Below are 17,957 nucleotides of genomic sequence, written 5' to 3'. Positions count from 1 at the left end.
CTGCATTGGATTGTGAAAAACGTAACATAGTCCGCATTTATACAGACACAACATACGAGGAGGACGATGGACAATGGCGTACAATACACTTTTTAGCCCCATCCGGATAAGAGAGTTGGAATTGAAGAATAGAGTAATGTTTCCGGCGATGGGCACCAAAATGGCCACCGAGGACAAGTTTGTGACCCAGCAGGTGATTGATTATCATGTAGCCCGGGCGGAGGGCGGCTGTGGCTTGAATTTTTCGGAGGTTTGCTCCGTATCCGCAAAGGCGTCTCCGAAGAAGTTCCTGGCCATCTCCGAGGACAAGTACATTCCCGGTCTGAAGAAGCTGACGGATGCCATTCATGAGGCAGGCGGAAAAGCGGGTGTGCAGCTTTGGCTGGGTGGAATGGCGGTAGGCAGTGATCCGGAACAGACGATCATGATTCCGAGCCCTGTGCCTGTGCCGGGGACGGAATACACCATACCCGGTATGGACCTGGACGCTATCCGGGAGGCGGTGGAGGCCTTCGGCGAAAGTGCCAGACGGGCCGTAGAGGCGGGCTTCGATGCCATCGAGTTCCATGCCGGGCATAACTATACGCCCCATTCCTTCCTGAGCCCCTTCTTCAACCGCCGGACGGATGAATATGGCGGAAGTCTGGAAAACCGTGCGCGGTTCCTGCTGGAGTGCATCGGTGCCATCCGGCGGAATATTCCCGAAGGGATGCCGTTGTTTATGCGGGTGGATGCCCATGACGATTATCTGGAGGGTGGCCTCACCATCGAAGAGGTGATCCGCTTCTGCAGCATGGCCGGGGCGGCAGGTGTGGATGTGCTGGATGTATCCCGGGGTAATTTTTCGTCATCGGCCATTATCTATGAAGTGCCTCCCATCGACCTGCCCCGCGGCTTCAACGTGGAGAACGCCGCCCGGATCCGCAAGGAAACGGGGATGCTCACCGTGGCTGTAGGCCGGATCAACGATCCTGCCCAAGCGGAGGAGATTCTGGCCGGCGATAAGGCGGATATGGTAGTCATCGGCCGGGCGCAGCTGGCGGACCCCGACTTCTGCAACAAGGCGATGGCGGGGGATGCGGCCAGTATCATCCGGTGTGTGGGCTGCAACCAGGGATGCTACGACGGGTTTGTGTCTACGGAAGTGCCGTACATCACCTGCTTGCGGAATCCGGCGTTGGGCAAGGAAGCGGAATACAAGCTGGTCCCGGCAGCCCGGGCCAAGCGGGTGCTGGTAGCCGGAGGAGGCATTGCGGGTCTGGAGGCGGCGATGGTACTGAAGAAAAGAGGCCACCATCCCATCGTCTGCGAGGCGTCGCAGGAATTGGGCGGACAATTCGCCCTGGCAGGTGAAGCGCCGCGGAAGGAAGAGATGAAGGAAGCGGCTTTGGCTATGGGACGGCAGGCGGTACGGGAAGGGATCGAGGTCCGGCTGGGCACGCCGGTTACTCCGGAGCTGATCGCCGGGCTGCAGCCTGATGAGGTGATCATTGCTGTTGGCGCGGAGCCGATGCAGCTGAGAGTTCCCGGCGGACAGCTTCCGCATGTGACCAATTCCCATGAGGTGCTGGCAGGAAAAACCGCCGTATCCGGCAGGGTGGTAATCATCGGCGGTGGTCTGGTTGGTTTGGAGGTAGCGGAATACGTGCACGGCTCCGCCTCCTCCGTGACCGTAGTCGAAATGCAGGAGCAGGTGGCCAAGGATCTGGGACAGCTGCGGTCCATTTGTGTCATGGAGAGCCTGCACGCCTCCGGAGCCGCTATTCTGACCGAGGCCAAGTGTGTGGAGATCCGGGAGGATGCGATTGTTATTGAAAGCAAGGGTCAGCTGGCAGAGTACCCCTGCGATACGGTTGTGGTGGCCATCGGCGCCAGATCGCGGAATTTCGGAGAAATCCTCTCTTATTGTGAAACCAACGGGATTCCCTGCCATGCCATCGGTGACGCCGTCCGTGCCCGCAGGGCCTTAAACGCGGTAGCCGAAGCCAACGAAGTGGCACGTGCCATCTAGTGCTTTACATTGCCATAACAAGGGACAACCGAAATGGTTGTTCCTTTTTTTGAATCCTTTTCCCCGGGATAGACGTACAATAGTACAAGCATTGCGTATTTCCCAAAAAAATGATTGGAGAACCTTGACTGTATGCCTGACCATAAGCTGTTTCGGGCGGGACTTTGGCTCCTGCTGGGTTTTCTGTTGATCTGGGTCGGCTCCCAAATCAACTATGTGTTCCTCAGTCCTTTGATTACCATCATCCAAACCCTGCTGACACCGCTGATTATCGCAGGCCTGCTGTTCTTTCTGCTGCGGTCTCCCGTAAGGCTGCTGACAGCCCGCAAGGTTCCCAAGGTTCTTGCCATTCTTGCCGTTTATTTGGTTCTGATCGGGATTTTGACACTGCTGATGGTGACGATCGGACCCAAAATTCAAGCGCAATTCGGCCAATTGACGGCCAGCCTGCCGGGATTTATCCAGAGTGCCGTTACGGGAAGCTATGAGCTTATTCAATCGGAGCGGTTTGCAAGCTTATTGTCCAGCTCCAACATCAATATTGATGAGCTGGCGGCCCGGGCTTCGGAAATCGGGATGGGCATTCTTAATTTTACCAGCGGCTATCTGTCCCGTTTTCTGGGGGTGGTGGTGAACCTTGTGCTGGTGCTGGTAATGGTGCCCTTTGTGCTATTCTATTTCCTCAAGGACGGGGACAGGATGTATGAGGGTTTTCTCCGTCTGGTTTCGTTGAAACGGCGGGAGCCAATGCGCCGTCTACTGGAGGATCTGGACAAAACCATCGGGCTGTTCATCCGCGGCCAATTTACGGTGGCATTATGCGTGGGTGTCCTCCTGTGGATCGGCTATTCGATTATCGGCCTGAAGTTCGCCATTATTCTGGCCCTGATCTCCATGGTGACCAATGTGATTCCGTATATCGGGGCTATTCTGGCCGCGGTTCCCGCTGTGCTGGTGGGCTTGGCCCAATCTCCGGCGCTTGCGGTCAAGGTGCTGATCGTGACCGTCATCGCCCAGCAGCTGGAAGGCAATCTGCTGTCCCCGCTGATCGTGGGCAAGGGGCTCAATATCCATCCCTTGACCATCATTCTGCTGCTTTTGGCGGCGGGATCCTTTATGGGACCCTTGGGCTTGCTGTTCGCCGTACCCGTCTATGCTGTTTTCAAGATTATCCTGACCCATCTCCTGGAATGGAAAAAGGCGAAGGCTCAAGAGGTGCATCCGGGCTGACACACGCTCCTCCGGCTTCTATCGTTCATATGATGCTATGTAATGCATTCATATACTGATAGGAGTGGTTGAGATGAAGGCACGCCCTGGCACCGCTATCGCCAAAAAAATCATCCGTCGGCCCCGCAGCGCAGGTTTGCCCAAAAGCCGGCTGATGGAGATGTACCGGGAGCAAGTGAAAAAATTCCACACGGCCCGCACACCGGTGATTACCCAGCGGACCGTATCCATAGGCACGGACAGCTCCTGGTTCAACGCGGCGGTTATTGACCGTAATCCCGATTGGGTTCCTGTAACCAACGCCAGCTACGTCTGGTATTCCGGGAATTTAAGCCGGGAAAATGCCATTGTGTCCACCCGGTTTACCTTGTCCCAACGGAGAAGAATTCTGTCCGCATCCCTGTTTCTGGCCGTGGACAACTACGCCACCGTAATTATTAACGGCGTACCGCTGGTTTATGACGCGCCGACCAATCAGACCTCCAACTTTAACCCTGGGCGGACCTTCAACATTGGAAGCTTCCTGCGCAGGGGCCGGAATGATGTGGTGATTATCGCCTTCAACTTCGAAGGAGCGAGAACCCCTGCCAATCCTGCGGGAGTCGCCGCCCGGTTGGATATCCGTCAATCGTCTCTTCTGTAAGGGTATAGGTTTTTGGCTGCCTGCTGGCGCATGGTGCTCCAGTTGCTCGTTAGGATTTTACAGATCCTAAGAGCAATTGGGGCACTTTTTTTTCTCTGATAGATGGATGAATGTGGTAAAATAGAAGTGTGCATGGATCCCTGGAGACAGGACTTGAAGCGGAGGGGATGGCGCTTGAATATTCATGAAACCCGAGACACGGAGCGGTTGGGGACTGAGCCCGGATTTCGGACAGATTTCGAACATGCCCAAAGAATCGAAGGCGGACGGCCGCTCCAAAAGGTGGATTGGCGCCATTTGCCTGCATTCATCCGTTTTATCGGCATCTTCCTGATGACGGTGATGCTGATCATGCTTTTATTTTCTATTATCGTGCTGGTAAGGTAGGAGGCAGTTTGCACATGTCCATTGAAGTGATTCGTAATTCCGAAGATGTGCTGTTGATGCTGGATTCTCTGATGCGGGAGCCGGCACCGTTCTGGGACCGGTTTTATCAGGACCGGACGAAGAAGGTGCCTTTTTTTGTGGATGCGCCTGATGAAAATCTGGTTGGGTATGTGGAATCCGGCCGGTTGCAGGGCGGGCGTATGCTGGAGCTGGGCTGCGGCCCCGGACGGAATGCCATTTATGCGGCAGCCCATGGTTATGAGGTGGATGCTGTGGATATATCGGAGGAGGCCATTGCCTGGGCCAAGGAGCGGGCGGCAGAGCGTGACATCCGCATCGGGTTCCAGTGCAAGTCGGTATATGAGCTTCAGGTGGAGCCGTCGGCGTATGATCTGGTTTACGATTCGGGCTGCCTTCACCATCTGTGGCCGCACCGGAGGGTAGGGTATGTGGAGATGATCCGCCAGGCTCTCAAGCCGCAGGGGTATTTCGGGTTAACCTGCTTTGCTCCGGGGTTTGCGGAGATAGGAGGAGCTTTGGACCATTCGGATTGGGAGGTATACCGGGAGCGCAGCATGAAGGGCGGGCAGGCGTACAGCCAGGAAAAGCTGCTGGAGATTATGGGAGAAGCCTTCGAGCTTGTGGAATTCCGGGAGATGAAGGAGTGTGATGCGTCGGAGGGGTTGTTTGGCGTGCCGTTTCTGTCGGCCTCCCTGTGGCGCAAGAAAGGGTAACGGGACGTAATTTTCATATGCGCTTAGGGTTGGCGATGCTATAATGAACACAATAGGGTTATCGATAACCCTAAATCCGGCTTTTGTAAAAGGAGTCTGAACCAACCCATGGAGATTGCGAAGGATTGGAGTGTTTTACCAGAGGATCAGGCGGAAACCGTCATCTACGGAGTACGCAATGGAATCCCGCTGCGGATGCTGGCCATGAAGCCATCGGTGTCCGGTGCCCCTGTGCCGTGCCTGGTTTTTATTCATGGCGGCGGATTTACGGGAGGCAGTGCGGAGATGCTGCTGCCGTATTGCCGGTACTTTGTACGGAGGGGCTTCGCCTGCTTTACGGTGGATTACCGGCTGATGCAAACAGGAGAGGAAGGAGCGCCTGCGGATGGGGCGGTCACACTGGCGGAATGTGTTGCGGATTGTAAGGCTGCGGTCCGTTATGTGCGCCGGCATGCCGGGCTTTGGGGCGGGGACCCGGACAAGCTTGTGCTGGCCGGCGAATCCGCCGGCGGGTATTTGGCTGCTGCTGTCACCGCGTTACGCCATGTGGAGGAGGAAGAGGCGGATTTGGCCGTCTCCTGTGTGCCGCAGTTTCTGGTGCTGTACAATCCGATTACCCAACTGCTCTCCAAGTGGAAAATGAGAGTAGAACAGCCCGGGGATTCGGATCCGGACGGCGATTCGGAAGCAGACCGGTGGCTGGCCCGTCACCGCAGAGCACGGGAGCTGTCTCCGCTGCTCCACCTTACTGGAGCACATCCGGCCACCTTGGCCGTGCATGGGCTGGAGGACACGGTGGTACTGCCGGAGGACAGCGCCGAATATGCCGTGCGGCTGCGCGGCCTGGAAGTGGAGGGGCAGCTGGTGCTGCTTCCCGGCCTCCAGCATGCCTTCGCTTTGACCAACTACAAGTCCCCTGACGAGGTTGTGGAGCAGACCATGTTGCTGACCGCCCGGTTTCTGGCGGACCATGGATATGGTACGATGGGCTGAGGGAAGGACTTATGGATAGACTGATGGGTAGAATTATGGATGGCGCGGACGGGGCGGAGTTCTAACGGAACTCAGAAGCACTTAGAGCCTAATTTTGGTTGAAATCGCGACCTAACGGAACCAGGAGGCTCTTAGAGGCTGGAATGAGCGCATGCGTGGGCTTTTTTATCGGCTAAGGGCGTCTCAGTTCCGTTACCGATTTTGGCAGCCTGTTTTTGGCGTGTAAGCGCCTCTGAGTTCCGTTAGCGCGGACAGAGTTAGGGAGAAGGCGGATATTCAGGAGCCATTAGGCTAAATCGGACAAACTGGTGCATCAATAGGCGTAGGCAACGTGTGGGTGACTGATTAGTCAAACTAACTAGTTTTTGATCCCTAAATCTGGCGGGATGGAGAGGAGTGAAGCCGATGGCTCAGGGTGAGGCGTTTTTGCGGGCGGTGGAATGGAAAACGGGACGGGTACCTTCAGAACAAAGCTACCCATACACCCTGCCTGCTATCCGGCAGCTGGACAGGCTGAAATTCCATCCGTCGGTGACCTATTTGATCGGCGAAAACGGATCGGGCAAGTCCACCATTTTAGAAGCGATTGCTGTAGCCTGGGGCTTTAACCCGGAGGGGGGCACACGCAATTTCGCCTTCTCCACCTGGGAGAGCCATTCGCCCCTCCATGAGGATCTCCGGCTAGTGCGCAGTGCCCGGCAGGCGAAGGACGGTTTCTTTTTCCGTGCGGAAAGCTACTATAATGTGGCGACCCAGATTGAGCTGCTGGACCGGGAGCCGTCTTTTGGTCCGCCGCTCATTCAATCCTACGGAGGCAAGTCCCTGCATCACCAGTCCCATGGAGAGTCCTTCTTCGCCACCTTCCTTCACCGGTTCCGGGGGAACAGCCTCTATATCCTGGATGAACCGGAGGCGGCTTTGTCCCCTTCCCGGCAGATGTCCATGCTCTCCCGGATCCATCAACTGGTGCAGCAGGGCGCACAGTTCATCATTGCCACCCATTCTCCCATACTCATGGCGTACCCGGACTCCATCCTCTATGATTTGGGAGACTCCGGCATTGAGGTTAAGACGCTGGAGGAGACGGAACATTTCCTGATTACCAAGGAGTTCGTTAACAATAGGCAGCGGATGCTGCGGGAGCTGCTGGAGTAGCCGGCAAATCATCCGTTGGCCGAAACGGCGCAGACATAAAATAATTGGAGCCGGAACGATCCGGTAAAAAGAACGTAGGGCCATCATCTCTGCGTTTTTTTGTTTCACTGGCCCGGTGGATGGCACCATAGCTGGTTCCCAACTAGCTGAGGTTCTGAAATAGGAAGTTTGTGGGTAGATACAACGGGAGCGTGACAAAATAACGGAAGGGAATTTCCGCTATTGTTGTTCCCCCAGTATGGAGGAGACGATTAACGGAAGCGAATTTCCGTTATGCCGCCCGCCTCCCCGGAAAAGATAGAGATGCCGCAAGAATAGCGGAAGACGGTTTCCGCTATTGCTAGTCAGCGGAGACAACCCGGGTCAATAACGGAAAAGAGCTTCCGTTATTTCTGGTCAGGGCTCACCTATGGTCAATGGAGAAGCGACCAAATGGGTGTTCCCTGCTTCACAGGAACATATGTGGCTATACCGGGAACGATAGTAGAAGGCATTCTTCCGCGAATCGGGCGTGACAGCCTTTTCTGGTGGGCTAACGGCAGCTTATGTTCCTCTATTTCCTCGTCGCACACCTATTCGCATCAAAAACCACCGGAACAAGGGAAAGAGGATTTCCCTTATCCCCCGTTAGTAGTGGCGCCCGCACGAAGGAAAGTTGGACAAGCATGAGGAAAACTGTGGCGCCCGCACAAAAGAAAGCTGGTCCGCAAAAATAGAAGTTGACGCCCGCACCAAATTTGACGTTGTCCCCGCCACAGTGGAAATTACCCGCATGGAGGATCATTATGAATGAAGCCATTATTGAGAAAATTGCCCGGATGCGCCCGCTGCTGTACCATTTTACCCGTGTGGCCAATCTACCTTCCATCATCAGCTCGGACAGGCTTCTGTCGGCAAACTCGCTGCATCCCTGCGGTCCAGATAACCGCCGGACTCAACCGGTGGAGATCCTTCACCCGGCCGGGATCGCGATCCTCAACCCCCACCTGCGCATTGCCGACAGCATGATGGCCGAAGGGGTTAGCCAGGAGGACTTCCGCTCATGGCTGAACCGACATGTTTTTTTCTGGCCCACCGTCCGGGATTGCCTACAGATGCTGGAGGTTTACCGGCGGCGTGAACCAAACAGCCGATTCTGCGTGTTGGCGCTGGATACCCGGCTCCTTCTGGCTGCCCATTATGCCAACATCCGGCTCACCCGCTACGATTCGGGGAGCTCGCCGCGGTTTCCCCACCGGTGCTCCTACCGCAAAAGCCCGGAGCTTTTTTTGCCGCTCCACCAATTCGGCAGCAGCACCCGGGCGGATACACCAGCCTCCGTCCCGGAGATCAAGGAGGTGCTGGCCGACGGCCGGGTAACCGGAATTGCACAGCTGCTCCGGGTCATCTACATTCAACCGGGCGAGGAGCTGCCGGACAGCTGGAGCCGCCTGCGGAGACCATTGGAGGATTTGCAGCCGCCAACCCGCCCTTAACCGGCGCAATACACTATATTTACGGGTTTTTGACACTCCTGCAAGAAGTGGGAGTGTTTTTTGGCGTGAAGTCGGATGCACAGACAGAAGGATTGGCCTACAATGAAAGCGGATAAGTACAGCAGAAGAGACGCATAAGAGACTGCAACGAAATAAAGCTTATGCTTACGAAGTAGCGTTTGCTTACGCAAACGCTCAAGTACCGCTAATTTGATGACAAAGCTCCTAAACCCACGGAGACTTTGTCATCAAAAGTGGTACTAATTTCCTTGCAGCTCATAAGGGGAGAAAAAAATGAAGCGAAAATTTGCCTATTCGGTATCCGTCCGCATGAAATTCCTCATCTATCTGGCCCTGCTGTCCAGCGTGCCTGTTGCCTTGATGGGCTGGTTCGCGGCGGCATACGGCAGCAGCACCGTAACGGAAATGACCTTTGCCAACAATGCCGCCATCCTCAAAAATCTGGAGAAGGAAATGAACGGCGAGTTCAAAAAAATCGACAATCTGCTCCTGCAATATTCCTATCAGAATTCGATTTTTAACCAAATCGTACAATCCGACCTGAGCTACGAGAATTATTCCATGATTTGGGACCTGTACAATACCCTGAATAATCTGCGCAGCGGGCTGGAGCATGTGGCGGAGATCGACTTCTATAATATCGCCTACGGAAAGGTGCTCACCCCTACCCAAGGGGTTCTGAGCGAGGAGGCGTTTATGGACCCTACCGTTCTAAGGAGCGCCCGGAATGCCGTAAACGGAACCTGGGTCAACACCAGAACCAATATCAACAGCCGGCTGCCGGGGCGTCTCCTGGCGTATACCCGCCCCATCCAGAACAAACAAACCTGGAAGATCGAAGGAGCCATCATTGTGTATCTGGATGCGGAGGCCATCAGCCGGACCATGCTCAGCGCCAAGGACCCCCGGACGGAATATTTTGTGCTGGACCGGGAAGGAACCGTCCTGATGGATTCCCGGACAAGCCGGATCGGAAAAGCCTTGGAGACCTCCAGCCTGCTGAACCGGCTGTCCTTCGGAGGGCGTGTACAGGAAGCTGAGTTCGAATCCGAGCTGAACGGAACCAAATTGCTGATCAACGGGCAATATTCCCCGTATCGGGACTGGTTTTACGTTTCGGCGGTGCCGCTGGAGCTCCTGACCCAGCCCTCCGTACATCTGCGGAATCTCCTGCTCACCATCAGTCTAGGCTTGGTAATCCTGGCGCTGGCTCTGGCGGTGGCCGCCAGCAAAAGCTTGTATTCGCCAATTCAGCGGCTGACCAAGCGGATTTTCAGCCACGGCAATACGTGGAAGTACAAGAACGAATTCAGCCTCATTGCCAGTTACATCGATTCGGTGGAGGAGGACAACGAGGCTTTGCAGGAACGGTTTCGGACTGCCATGGCCGACATGCAAAACCACGCGCTGTTCCAGCTCCTGTTGGGCAACCTCAGGGACACCCACTACCAAGGGGAGCTGGATTTTGGCAGCGGGGAAATTGCACTCCTGCTGGTGGAGCTGGACCAGCTGCAATTGGAGCGCCAGTTCTCCAGGAGCGATCAGTTTCTCTACTATTTTGCCGTACAAAATATTACAGAGGAGGTTCTCGGTAACGGGGGCCGGGTGAAAATACTGATGATGCGGCCGGGTCTGTTTGCCGTCATTCATGAGACGGAGGGCGCCTCTGGGACAGAGGCTCTCCGCAGCAGGGGGGAAGCAGTGTTGAACGCCATCCGCACCTACCTTAAGCTGTCCTGTGTCATTTCCGCCAGCTATTCCCCCGGAGGGCTGACGGGCTTAAGCGACGCTTATTCAGAAGGAATGAGAGCGCTAACCTACAGCTTTATTTACGGACATAACCAGGTGATCCTGTGCAATGAATTGGATCCGTCATATTCGGCGGAGGCGGATGAGCTGGAGGCTTATGAGGCGGAGATTCTGCTGCAGCTGGAGTCCGGCCACCCCGAGGCTTCCGAGGAATGCTTCGGGCAGCTGATGGAGCTGATCCGGGACAATTATTCCCTGGTGCCCGAGGAGATGTTCGGTTATTTCGCCAGCCTCTCCGGCAAGCTGTGGAATGCGGCGGATAAGCAATACGGGCGAGCTTTGGCGGAGACGCCAGTGAAAGAGTGGATTCTGGAGTTGGCCAAACAACGGACACTTCTGGAGGTGGAGACCTACTTCTGCACCGGCTTGTTCCAGCGCCTCCGCGACAACGCGAGCAAGGCCAACAAACAAAGCCATGAGGAGCAGCTGATCGCCACAGTGACAGACTATATCCATGGCCATTATGACGAGGACCTTTCCCTCCAGCTGTGTGCGGACCTGGTTTCCCTGAATACCTTCCAGCTCAGCCGAATGTTCAAAAAGATCAAAGGTGTCAATTTCGTCGATTACGTCATCGATTACCGGGTGGGCATAGCCAAGGAGCTGCTGGCCAATCCGGAGCTGAAGGTGCTGGATATCTCCGACAAGCTCCGGTACGGCTCGGTGAAGAGCTTCATTCGCCTCTTCAAAAAAGTCACCGGCCTCACACCGGGCAGCTACCGGAAGCAGCTTTTGCAGGAAAAGGAATAACGGTTGCAAAACAAGCGACCTACTCAGCTGCCAAACACCCTTTTTTTGCAGGGGGCTCCCCCAAAAATACCCGGAATCCGCTTCAGAGCCTCGCTTCACTTTTGAGGGAATGCAGTAAATATGGTGTATTGAACGCCTCCTCTTCCGTCCGTTACGATGAGTCCACGGAAAGGGGGGAGAAAACATGGAAGCACAAACTCAGGCCGGTTATCCGGCCGCAAGCAGGACCGCCAACCGGCATAAACGCCTTTTGCGCAGGGTGGTAAAGGAACGGTATCTATGGCTGATGGCTCTGCCCGGCATCCTGTTTCTGGTGATTTACAAGTACGTGCCTATGCTGGGTGTGGTCATCGCCTTCCAGAAGTACGTGCCTGCCAAGGGGATTCTGGGAAGCGATTGGGTAGGGCTGGACAATTTCCGGCGTATTGTGGAAAGCCCGGATATCGGACGTTATTTTATGAACACCATTATTATCAGCTCGTATCAGATTGTATTCGCCTTCACCATTCCTATCGTGCTGGCCATTATGCTCAATGAAATTGCCAGCCCCATTATCAAGCGGTTTATCCAGACGGCGCTGTACCTGCCGCATTTTCTGTCGTGGGTGGTGGTGGGCGGCATCTTCTACATGCTGTTCAAAAGCGACGGGTCCGTCAATACGCTGCTGGCTGCCTGGGGCCTGGATCCCATCAACATTTTATCCAATAAGGATACGTTCCGGGGCATGCTGGTGCTGCAGGTGATCTGGAAGGAATCCGGGTGGGGCACCATCATTTATCTGGCGGCGCTCACCGGGATCGACCCGGAGCTGTATGAAGCGGCCAAAATCGACGGCGCCGGACGCCTCCGCCAAATTTGGAACATTACGCTGCCGGGTATCAAATCCACCATTGTGATGCTGTTTATTCTGCGGCTGGGCAGTGTGCTGGACGTAGGCTTCGAGCAGGTATACCTGATGCTGAATTCCTCGGTTTCCGAGGTGGGCGAGGTGCTGGAAACCTATGTGTACCGGGTGGGTGTGGTCAACGGCAACTTCAGCTTTACCACGGCGGTAGGGCTTCTGAAGGGTGTTGTGGGCATGGTGCTCATCGTATCGGCTAACTATTTGGCCCGCCGGGTGGGAGAGAAGGGCATTTATTGACAGGCTGGATAATCGGATCGGAAGATATTACCTGAAGAAGGCGGGTGTATGGATTTGAATAAAAAGTTAACGGTTGGTCTTAGTGCAGTATTGTCCTTGTCCCTTCTGGCAGCCTGCTCCGGCAATAGCGGCGGGAGTGCAGACAGCGGCGCCTCCCAGGCCGGGGAGAAGAAGCTCAAGATCCGGGCCATGAACATTCTCTACGGCGCAGCCCCTCCGGAGAACGGCTCCGGCAAAAAAGCGCTGGAGGAGCGTTACAACATCGACTATGAATTTATGCCTGTGGCATCGGGAGAGTACAACAACAAGCTGGGGGTTACCCTGGCCTCCGGGGATATCCCGGATACCCTGCTGTTTCCCGGTTTGGACCAGATCTACTTCAACGCCATCGATAACAGCCAGTTTATCCCTCTGGAGAAATACATGGCTGATTCGAAGGAATATCCCAACCTGGCCAAAATTCCGGAGGATCTGAAGAAAATTCTCACCTACAAGGGCCATATCTACGGCATTCCGCGGCTGCGGGGGGTACCCGGACACACCATCGTCATGCGCAAGGATTGGCTGGATAAGCTGGGACTGGACGTGCCGACAACCTACGACGAGCTGTATACGGTGTTGAAGGCTTTTAAGGAGAAGGACCCGGACGGCAACGGCAAGGACGATACCTACGGCTTGGCTGTGGGTATGAGCGATGCGGGGTTAATCGGCGTCAATGCGGTGTCCTCGGGTATGCGCGCCTTGGCGGGCAATTGGGTGGAGGACGGCAAAGGCGGGCTCATTCCCATGGAATTTACCCCGAAGGCGAAGGAGGCGTTCAGCTTCTATGCCAAGCTGTACAAGGAGGGCATCATTGCCAAGGACTTCGCCATCAAGAAGGACCAGCAGGTGGAGGATGATTTCCTGTTGGGCAAGGCGGGCGTGTATGGAAACAGCGCCTATACCTTCTTCACAGCGGCCCGTTACGAAAAAGCCAGGGCGGTCAATCCGAAGTTTGAGCTGGTGGCGCTGCCACCGCTGAAGAATGCGGACGGCTCCCAGGGATATATGAAGTTCTCCGGGTATTTCGGAATTTTCGCCATCTCGGCGGATGCGGGCAAGGACGAGGCCAAGGTGAAAAAGATTCTGAAGATCCTGGATGACCAGATTGGGGAGGAAGGCGCCACCTTCGTCCGCTGGGGTGTGGAAGGTACCCACCACAAGGTGGAGAATGGCGTGAAAACCCTGACCGACCTTGGCAAAACGGAAGGACCCAGCCTGTACAGCCTCACCAATCCCCCGGCTACAAGCCAATGGATCTATGGAAGCACCGATTCGGAGGAGATCCGCAGGATGAAGGATATTTCCTACAAGGTGGCGCTGGAGGGCAAGCCGTATCTGAATGAAGTGGAGGGCCTGATCTCCAAAACCATGGCGGAAAAAGGCTCCGACCTGAGCAAATTTGTTTCCGACGGCATCGCCAAAATTGTGATGGGCCAAGCGCCCGTGGACAGCATCGATAAGCTGTTCGAGGATTGGAAGGCGCGGGGCGGCAGCAAGGTGATGCAGGAATACACCGATGCCTGGAAGGCCAGGTGAGGTCCATGCCGCAGTCCAGACGGTTTGACCTGATCTTCAACAGCCTCATCTACCTGGTGCTGGGCTTCGCCTCTCTACTGACGCTGCTGCCCTTCGTCAATGTAGTGGCCCAATCCCTGGCCAGCACCAAGGAGGTAGTGTCGGGCAAGCTGATTTTATGGCCGGAAACCTTCGATTTGTCATCGTATAAGTATATATTTAACACGGGGATCTTCTTCACCTCGCTGAAAAATACCCTATGGATCACGGTGGTGGGCACAACGGTGAATATGGCCGTCACCTCCCTAACCGCTTATGTATGCTCCCGGGGCAGCTTCAGCGGCAGGCGGCCGCTTCTCCTGATGATTCTCTTCACCATGCTGTTCTCCGGGGGCATGATCCCCACCTTCCTGGTTGTCAAAGCTACGGGGCTGATGAACTCCCTGTGGGCGCTGGTGATTCCCTCCGCCGCCTCCGCCTTCAACATTCTGGTCATGCGGGAGTTCTTCGAATCCATTCACGAAAGCATCATCGAGTCAGCCACCATCGACGGCTGCAATGACTTCGGCATTTTTGTGCGGATCGTGCTGCCCTTGTCCCTGCCGGCCCTGGCTACCTTTACCCTGTTCTACGCCGTCGGCAATTGGAACCAATACTTCTCCGCCATCCTGTATCTCAACAAATCCGGCCTGTGGCCACTGCAGATCCTGCTGCGCCAGGTGGTGCTGGTGGGCCAGGCGGACATCTATTCCGCTATGGCCAATGAAGAGATTATGCCCCAGCCGGTAACCATTCAGATGGCTACGGTGGTGCTGGCCTCCCTGCCCATCGTGATTTTGTATCCTTTCCTGCAAAAATATTTCGTGAAGGGTTTGACGTTGGGCTCGGTGAAGGGGTAACGGCTGCCGGGGGCAACCGGATGGAATCGGGAGAAATCAGGGGCAACCGGAAAGAACCTGGCGAACCGAACACAACCGGGCTGTAAACGAAAAAAATCCGCCCCCTGCCTGGATGGCTGGAGCGGATGGAGGGTCGGGCTGCTGTTACTTGGACTTGCTTTGTACGGAAGCGTAATAGTCTGCGAACACGTCGGCGAAGGCTGCTGCTGTCCGTTTATTTTCCTCCAGAGTGTTATTGACACCCCCGAATTCCAGAAGCAGGCTGGTGGGGGACAGGGACTGGTTGTATTCCCCGTTCCCCTGATGCGCACTCTTCACCAGAATGCCCCGGGACAGCCCGGGGTATTTCTTTTCCAGGAGCTCTTTCAGGGTTTCGGCAAAAACAGCATTGTCCTCATAGCCGGGATTGCCTGTCCCGACGACGAACATGATCCGGGCATACGCCTTGCCGTTAATGGTGACGGTCGTTTGGCTGCGCGGCACGTCGGCATCCCTGTGGATGTCGAACAAGTAGGATAAGGCCGGATTGGTATTTTTGGCCTCCAGAATGGTCTTGCGGGACTCGGAATAAGATTGGGTAAAGGAAAGGTTCTTGAGCACCAGCCGTCCGGCAATATCGTCGTTGGCGGTAATGGCGGGGACCCCCTTCTGCTGGAGAACCCGGCCCAATTCCTGGCCCACGAGGGTAATGTTAGTTTTGGCGTCGTCCACCGAGCTTCCGGATTTACTGCCGGCTACATTCTTCCAGGACTCCCGGTTGTGGGTATGGTAGATAAACACCTGGCCGCCTGCGCTTTGACCTGCACTTTGGCCCGCGCTGCCGGATAAAGTGGTAGCCGTCACCACCCAGCTGGCAATGTAGGCGGTTTTTCCGTTGGCCATGCTTACCTTATACCAGGCTCCTTCCGTGCCGGTGGCGGTATAGGTTTGCCCCGGCTGGGCTTTGGCTACAACGGCGCTCTCCAGATCGGGCTCCGCCCTCACATTGGTAACGTCGATAATGTTCAGAATCGTGCGGGACGGCTCCGGCTGCTTCCCGCCGGTTGAAGGTTTCTCCTGGCCGGTTGAAGATTTCCCCGGTTTGTTCTCGGCTGTTTCTACAACCCAACTGGCCACGTAGGCTGTTTTATCCTCGCCCAATACGACCTTGTGCCAGTCGCCGCCGGGACCTGCCACGGTTTCAACAATTGCGTAGGTTTGCCCGGGCTGGGCTTTTTTGACCACGGGGGCGTCCAAGCTGGGGGTTTGCCGTATGTTGGTGACGTCTGTAATTTTGACCAGCTGTTGGGGCACCGAGGCAGCAGCGGCTGCGCCGGAGGAGACGGTGGCGGCGGATGGCAGCCGGACCGGGCCTGCGGCGAATGCCGGATGGGCGCTGCCGAACAACAATCCGCTAACGACAATTCCACACAGAACATGATACCGCAATTGCAAGAATCCCCTCTCACTGATAATTGTTGGCTGAGAACAACAATTCGACAGCGTGTGTGGTATTCCTGCCTGTAATGGGAGAAAAAGTCGCTTTCCGCTGGAAAGAGGGGACCTGCGGGGGCAGCCGGTTGAATCCGTTCATGTCCCCCGCGATTCTAACGGAAGCTACAGCCGCTATTCCGCCCCAATAAGCCGAATAAAAAATCTAACGGAAGTGAGCGCCGCTATTTGTTCCATTTTGCCGGTTTACGGCCCCAATGTGATCCAATAGCGGCTCCTGCTTCCGTTAGATTTTTTGGAATGACGTTTTGGGCAAAATAGCGGCGCTCACCGCCGTTAGAAAATGCCGCTCTCCACCAACAACTTCCGCACGCCTCACCTTCAAGTGCTCCTCGCAGACTTGCCCGTGCTAACCAATACTCTGCCTCTCACCGTCTGCTCTCTTAAACAAAACTGAGCAGGCGCCAAGCACCACAAGAGCCAGCGCCAATGACGAGCAAAACACCGGCAGCACCCCTAAACCCGCGGAGAACGCCGTCCCGCCGGCCTCAAACCGGGAAAGCGCCCCGCCGTGGAAGGTAATCTCCAGCTCGGAGACAAACGCCAGAAAGGCCAGGCTCAGCGCATATACCAGGCTGAACGGAATCGCCTGGGCCAGCTTCTCCCGCAGCGTCCCCGGCTGTGCAGCCAGCTTCTTCCCCGGCAACACCAGCACGGCCAGCGCAATCACCAGCACCAGCCGGGCCACAATGGGGTATCCGGCCCCGGAGAGCAGCGGGTCCGGGCCGCCGCCGGCAGTGCCGGTGACACCCGCCCACACGCTGGCTGTTGTTTGTCCGCTGCGGGTTACCAGGGCCAGCTCTCCCAGGTTGGCCACACCCCAGGCATACCCGCCCAGCTGCGGCATCAGCTGCAATCCCGTCCGCAGCGTCCCATTCTCCCCTGCTTGGGCCAGCCACATGATCAGCATGAGCGCAGAAGCAGCCGCCCACCCCCAGCCTGTAGCCAGCAGCGCGGATGTCACCGGACGGAAGGCTCCCTTCGCCAACTGGCTCCGGTGCCTTCTGCCGTGGAGCGTCTGCCCCAGCAAGCTGAACAGCGTGCCAAATAGCAGCCCGTGAAGGAAGGCCTCCCCAGGGGAAAAGGAGTAGTCCACCGTTCCCTTCAAAGAGGTAAAAAGCACCTGGGTGGATACTTGGCTGTGGAACCCGGCGAAGGAAGCGGCCGCCAGCAGAAACAGCCCGTACATCCCTCCGATAGCCAGGGAAACCGGCAAGGCTCCCCGCGGCTTGGAATGGCCAAACCAGCGGGCCGCTCCATACCCTCCCGCGGTCAGCGATACCAACGGGAACAGGAGGAGGGGCAGCCATTTCAGATGGAGCCCCATACCGCCGGATACCAGGTCAGACAAGCCCGAGACAGCAAGCTTGGCGTGTACCAGATTCATATACATAATGATTTCAGGCATACCGATCATGTCCAGCTGCTCCAGCCAATTTTGAAACAGCGGTATCTCTCCCAGCCGGGCCAACAGGGGAAATTGCTCATTCATTTGCCGCGCCAAGGAAACATCCGCCAACAGCACCAACAGTAGCATCAAAGCCACAGCTATAACCGCACCCAGCACAGCACCTGTAAGCAGCCGGAGAATACCCGGAGCCTTTTTTTCAAAGTCCGGATGAGACACATCGCCTTTCCTGGAATAAAGCCCGTTCAATTTG

The 17,957-nt window shown here is 56.0% G+C and carries 14 protein-coding genes; 12 read left to right on the top strand and 2 right to left on the bottom strand.

All coding sequences use genetic code 11. The annotated features are described in order from the left end of the window. The first annotated feature begins 73 nt into the window (after positions 1-73). From baiCD to ACI1P1_RS05680, 12 genes are all read left to right on the top strand, one after another. On the top strand, positions 74-2,011 hold the full coding sequence (baiCD, locus tag ACI1P1_RS05735; RefSeq protein ID WP_416215415.1) for a bile acid Fe-S flavoenzyme BaiCD: 1,938 nt from the start codon (positions 74-76) through the stop codon (positions 2,009-2,011). A 132-nt stretch (positions 2,012-2,143) separates the two neighbouring features. Beyond that, positions 2,144-3,241 (top strand): AI-2E family transporter, encoded by a 1,098-nt coding sequence (locus tag ACI1P1_RS05730; protein ID WP_416215414.1) that lies wholly within the window; start codon positions 2,144-2,146, stop codon positions 3,239-3,241. A gap of 73 nt (positions 3,242-3,314) precedes the next feature. Beyond that, a complete protein-coding gene (locus tag ACI1P1_RS05725; protein WP_416215413.1) occupies positions 3,315-3,884 on the top strand; it encodes a hypothetical protein in 570 nt (189 codons plus the stop codon). Positions 3,885-4,058: 174 nt separating this feature from the next. Further along, complete coding sequence (locus tag ACI1P1_RS05720; protein ID WP_416215412.1) at positions 4,059-4,271, top strand: hypothetical protein; 213 nt, start codon at positions 4,059-4,061, stop codon at positions 4,269-4,271. A 14-nt stretch (positions 4,272-4,285) separates the two neighbouring features. Next, entirely contained in the window at positions 4,286-5,005 is a 720-nt protein-coding gene (locus ACI1P1_RS05715; RefSeq protein WP_416215411.1) for a class I SAM-dependent methyltransferase, read from the top strand. 108 nt (positions 5,006-5,113) lie between these two features. Then, complete coding sequence (locus tag ACI1P1_RS05710) at positions 5,114-5,998, top strand: alpha/beta hydrolase (RefSeq protein WP_416215410.1); 885 nt, start codon at positions 5,114-5,116, stop codon at positions 5,996-5,998. 405 nt (positions 5,999-6,403) lie between these two features. Continuing rightward, on the top strand, positions 6,404-7,153 hold the full coding sequence (locus tag ACI1P1_RS05705) for an AAA family ATPase (protein ID WP_416215409.1): 750 nt from the start codon (positions 6,404-6,406) through the stop codon (positions 7,151-7,153). A 785-nt stretch (positions 7,154-7,938) separates the two neighbouring features. Next, complete coding sequence (locus tag ACI1P1_RS05700; protein WP_416215408.1) at positions 7,939-8,628, top strand: DUF7002 family protein; 690 nt, start codon at positions 7,939-7,941, stop codon at positions 8,626-8,628. A gap of 294 nt (positions 8,629-8,922) precedes the next feature. After that, on the top strand, positions 8,923-11,208 hold the full coding sequence (locus tag ACI1P1_RS05695) for an AraC family transcriptional regulator (protein WP_416215407.1): 2,286 nt from the start codon (positions 8,923-8,925) through the stop codon (positions 11,206-11,208). 184 nt (positions 11,209-11,392) lie between these two features. Further along, complete coding sequence (locus tag ACI1P1_RS05690) at positions 11,393-12,349, top strand: ABC transporter permease (RefSeq protein ID WP_416215406.1); 957 nt, start codon at positions 11,393-11,395, stop codon at positions 12,347-12,349. 48 nt (positions 12,350-12,397) lie between these two features. Beyond that, positions 12,398-13,927, top strand: coding sequence for an extracellular solute-binding protein (locus tag ACI1P1_RS05685; RefSeq protein WP_416215405.1), 1,530 nt, complete (start codon positions 12,398-12,400; stop codon positions 13,925-13,927). Between the two features lie 5 nt (positions 13,928-13,932). Then, positions 13,933-14,805: a carbohydrate ABC transporter permease gene (locus ACI1P1_RS05680; RefSeq protein ID WP_416215404.1), complete on the top strand. Its 873-nt coding sequence runs from the start codon at positions 13,933-13,935 to the stop codon at positions 14,803-14,805. Between the two features lie 144 nt (positions 14,806-14,949). Here ACI1P1_RS05680 and spoIIP read toward each other — a convergent pair whose 3' ends face one another. Then, positions 14,950-16,233: a stage II sporulation protein P gene (gene spoIIP / locus ACI1P1_RS05675; RefSeq protein ID WP_416215403.1), complete on the bottom strand. Its 1,284-nt coding sequence runs from the start codon at positions 16,231-16,233 to the stop codon at positions 14,950-14,952. Positions 16,234-16,645: 412 nt separating this feature from the next. After that, a complete protein-coding gene (locus ACI1P1_RS05670; protein ID WP_416215402.1) occupies positions 16,646-17,923 on the bottom strand; it encodes a hypothetical protein in 1,278 nt (425 codons plus the stop codon). Between the last annotated feature and the right edge of the window lie 34 nt (positions 17,924-17,957).

This window comes from Paenibacillus mesotrionivorans (genome assembly GCF_046098205.1).
GTDB lineage: Bacteria > Bacillota > Bacilli > Paenibacillales > NBRC-103111 > Paenibacillus_AR > Paenibacillus_AR mesotrionivorans.
The sequence above is the reverse complement of the archived record's forward strand: the minus strand, read 5'-3'. Positions and strand labels throughout refer to the sequence as shown.

Bases quoted from the DNA above. Each gene is read 5' to 3' on its own strand.
- baiCD (WP_416215415.1), top strand. From the start codon at position 74: ATGGCGTACAATACACTTTTTAGCCCCATCCGGATAAGAGAGTTGGAA.
- ACI1P1_RS05730 (WP_416215414.1), top strand. From the start codon at position 2,144: ATGCCTGACCATAAGCTGTTTCGGGCGGGACTTTGGCTCCTGCTGGGT.
- ACI1P1_RS05725 (WP_416215413.1), top strand. From the start codon at position 3,315: ATGAAGGCACGCCCTGGCACCGCTATCGCCAAAAAAATCATCCGTCGG.
- ACI1P1_RS05715 (WP_416215411.1), top strand. From the start codon at position 4,286: ATGTCCATTGAAGTGATTCGTAATTCCGAAGATGTGCTGTTGATGCTG.
- ACI1P1_RS05710 (WP_416215410.1), top strand. From the start codon at position 5,114: ATGGAGATTGCGAAGGATTGGAGTGTTTTACCAGAGGATCAGGCGGAA.
- ACI1P1_RS05705 (WP_416215409.1), top strand. From the start codon at position 6,404: ATGGCTCAGGGTGAGGCGTTTTTGCGGGCGGTGGAATGGAAAACGGGA.
- ACI1P1_RS05700 (WP_416215408.1), top strand. From the start codon at position 7,939: ATGAATGAAGCCATTATTGAGAAAATTGCCCGGATGCGCCCGCTGCTG.
- ACI1P1_RS05695 (WP_416215407.1), top strand. From the start codon at position 8,923: ATGAAGCGAAAATTTGCCTATTCGGTATCCGTCCGCATGAAATTCCTC.
- ACI1P1_RS05690 (WP_416215406.1), top strand. From the start codon at position 11,393: ATGGAAGCACAAACTCAGGCCGGTTATCCGGCCGCAAGCAGGACCGCC.
- ACI1P1_RS05685 (WP_416215405.1), top strand. From the start codon at position 12,398: ATGGATTTGAATAAAAAGTTAACGGTTGGTCTTAGTGCAGTATTGTCC.
- ACI1P1_RS05680 (WP_416215404.1), top strand. From the start codon at position 13,933: ATGCCGCAGTCCAGACGGTTTGACCTGATCTTCAACAGCCTCATCTAC.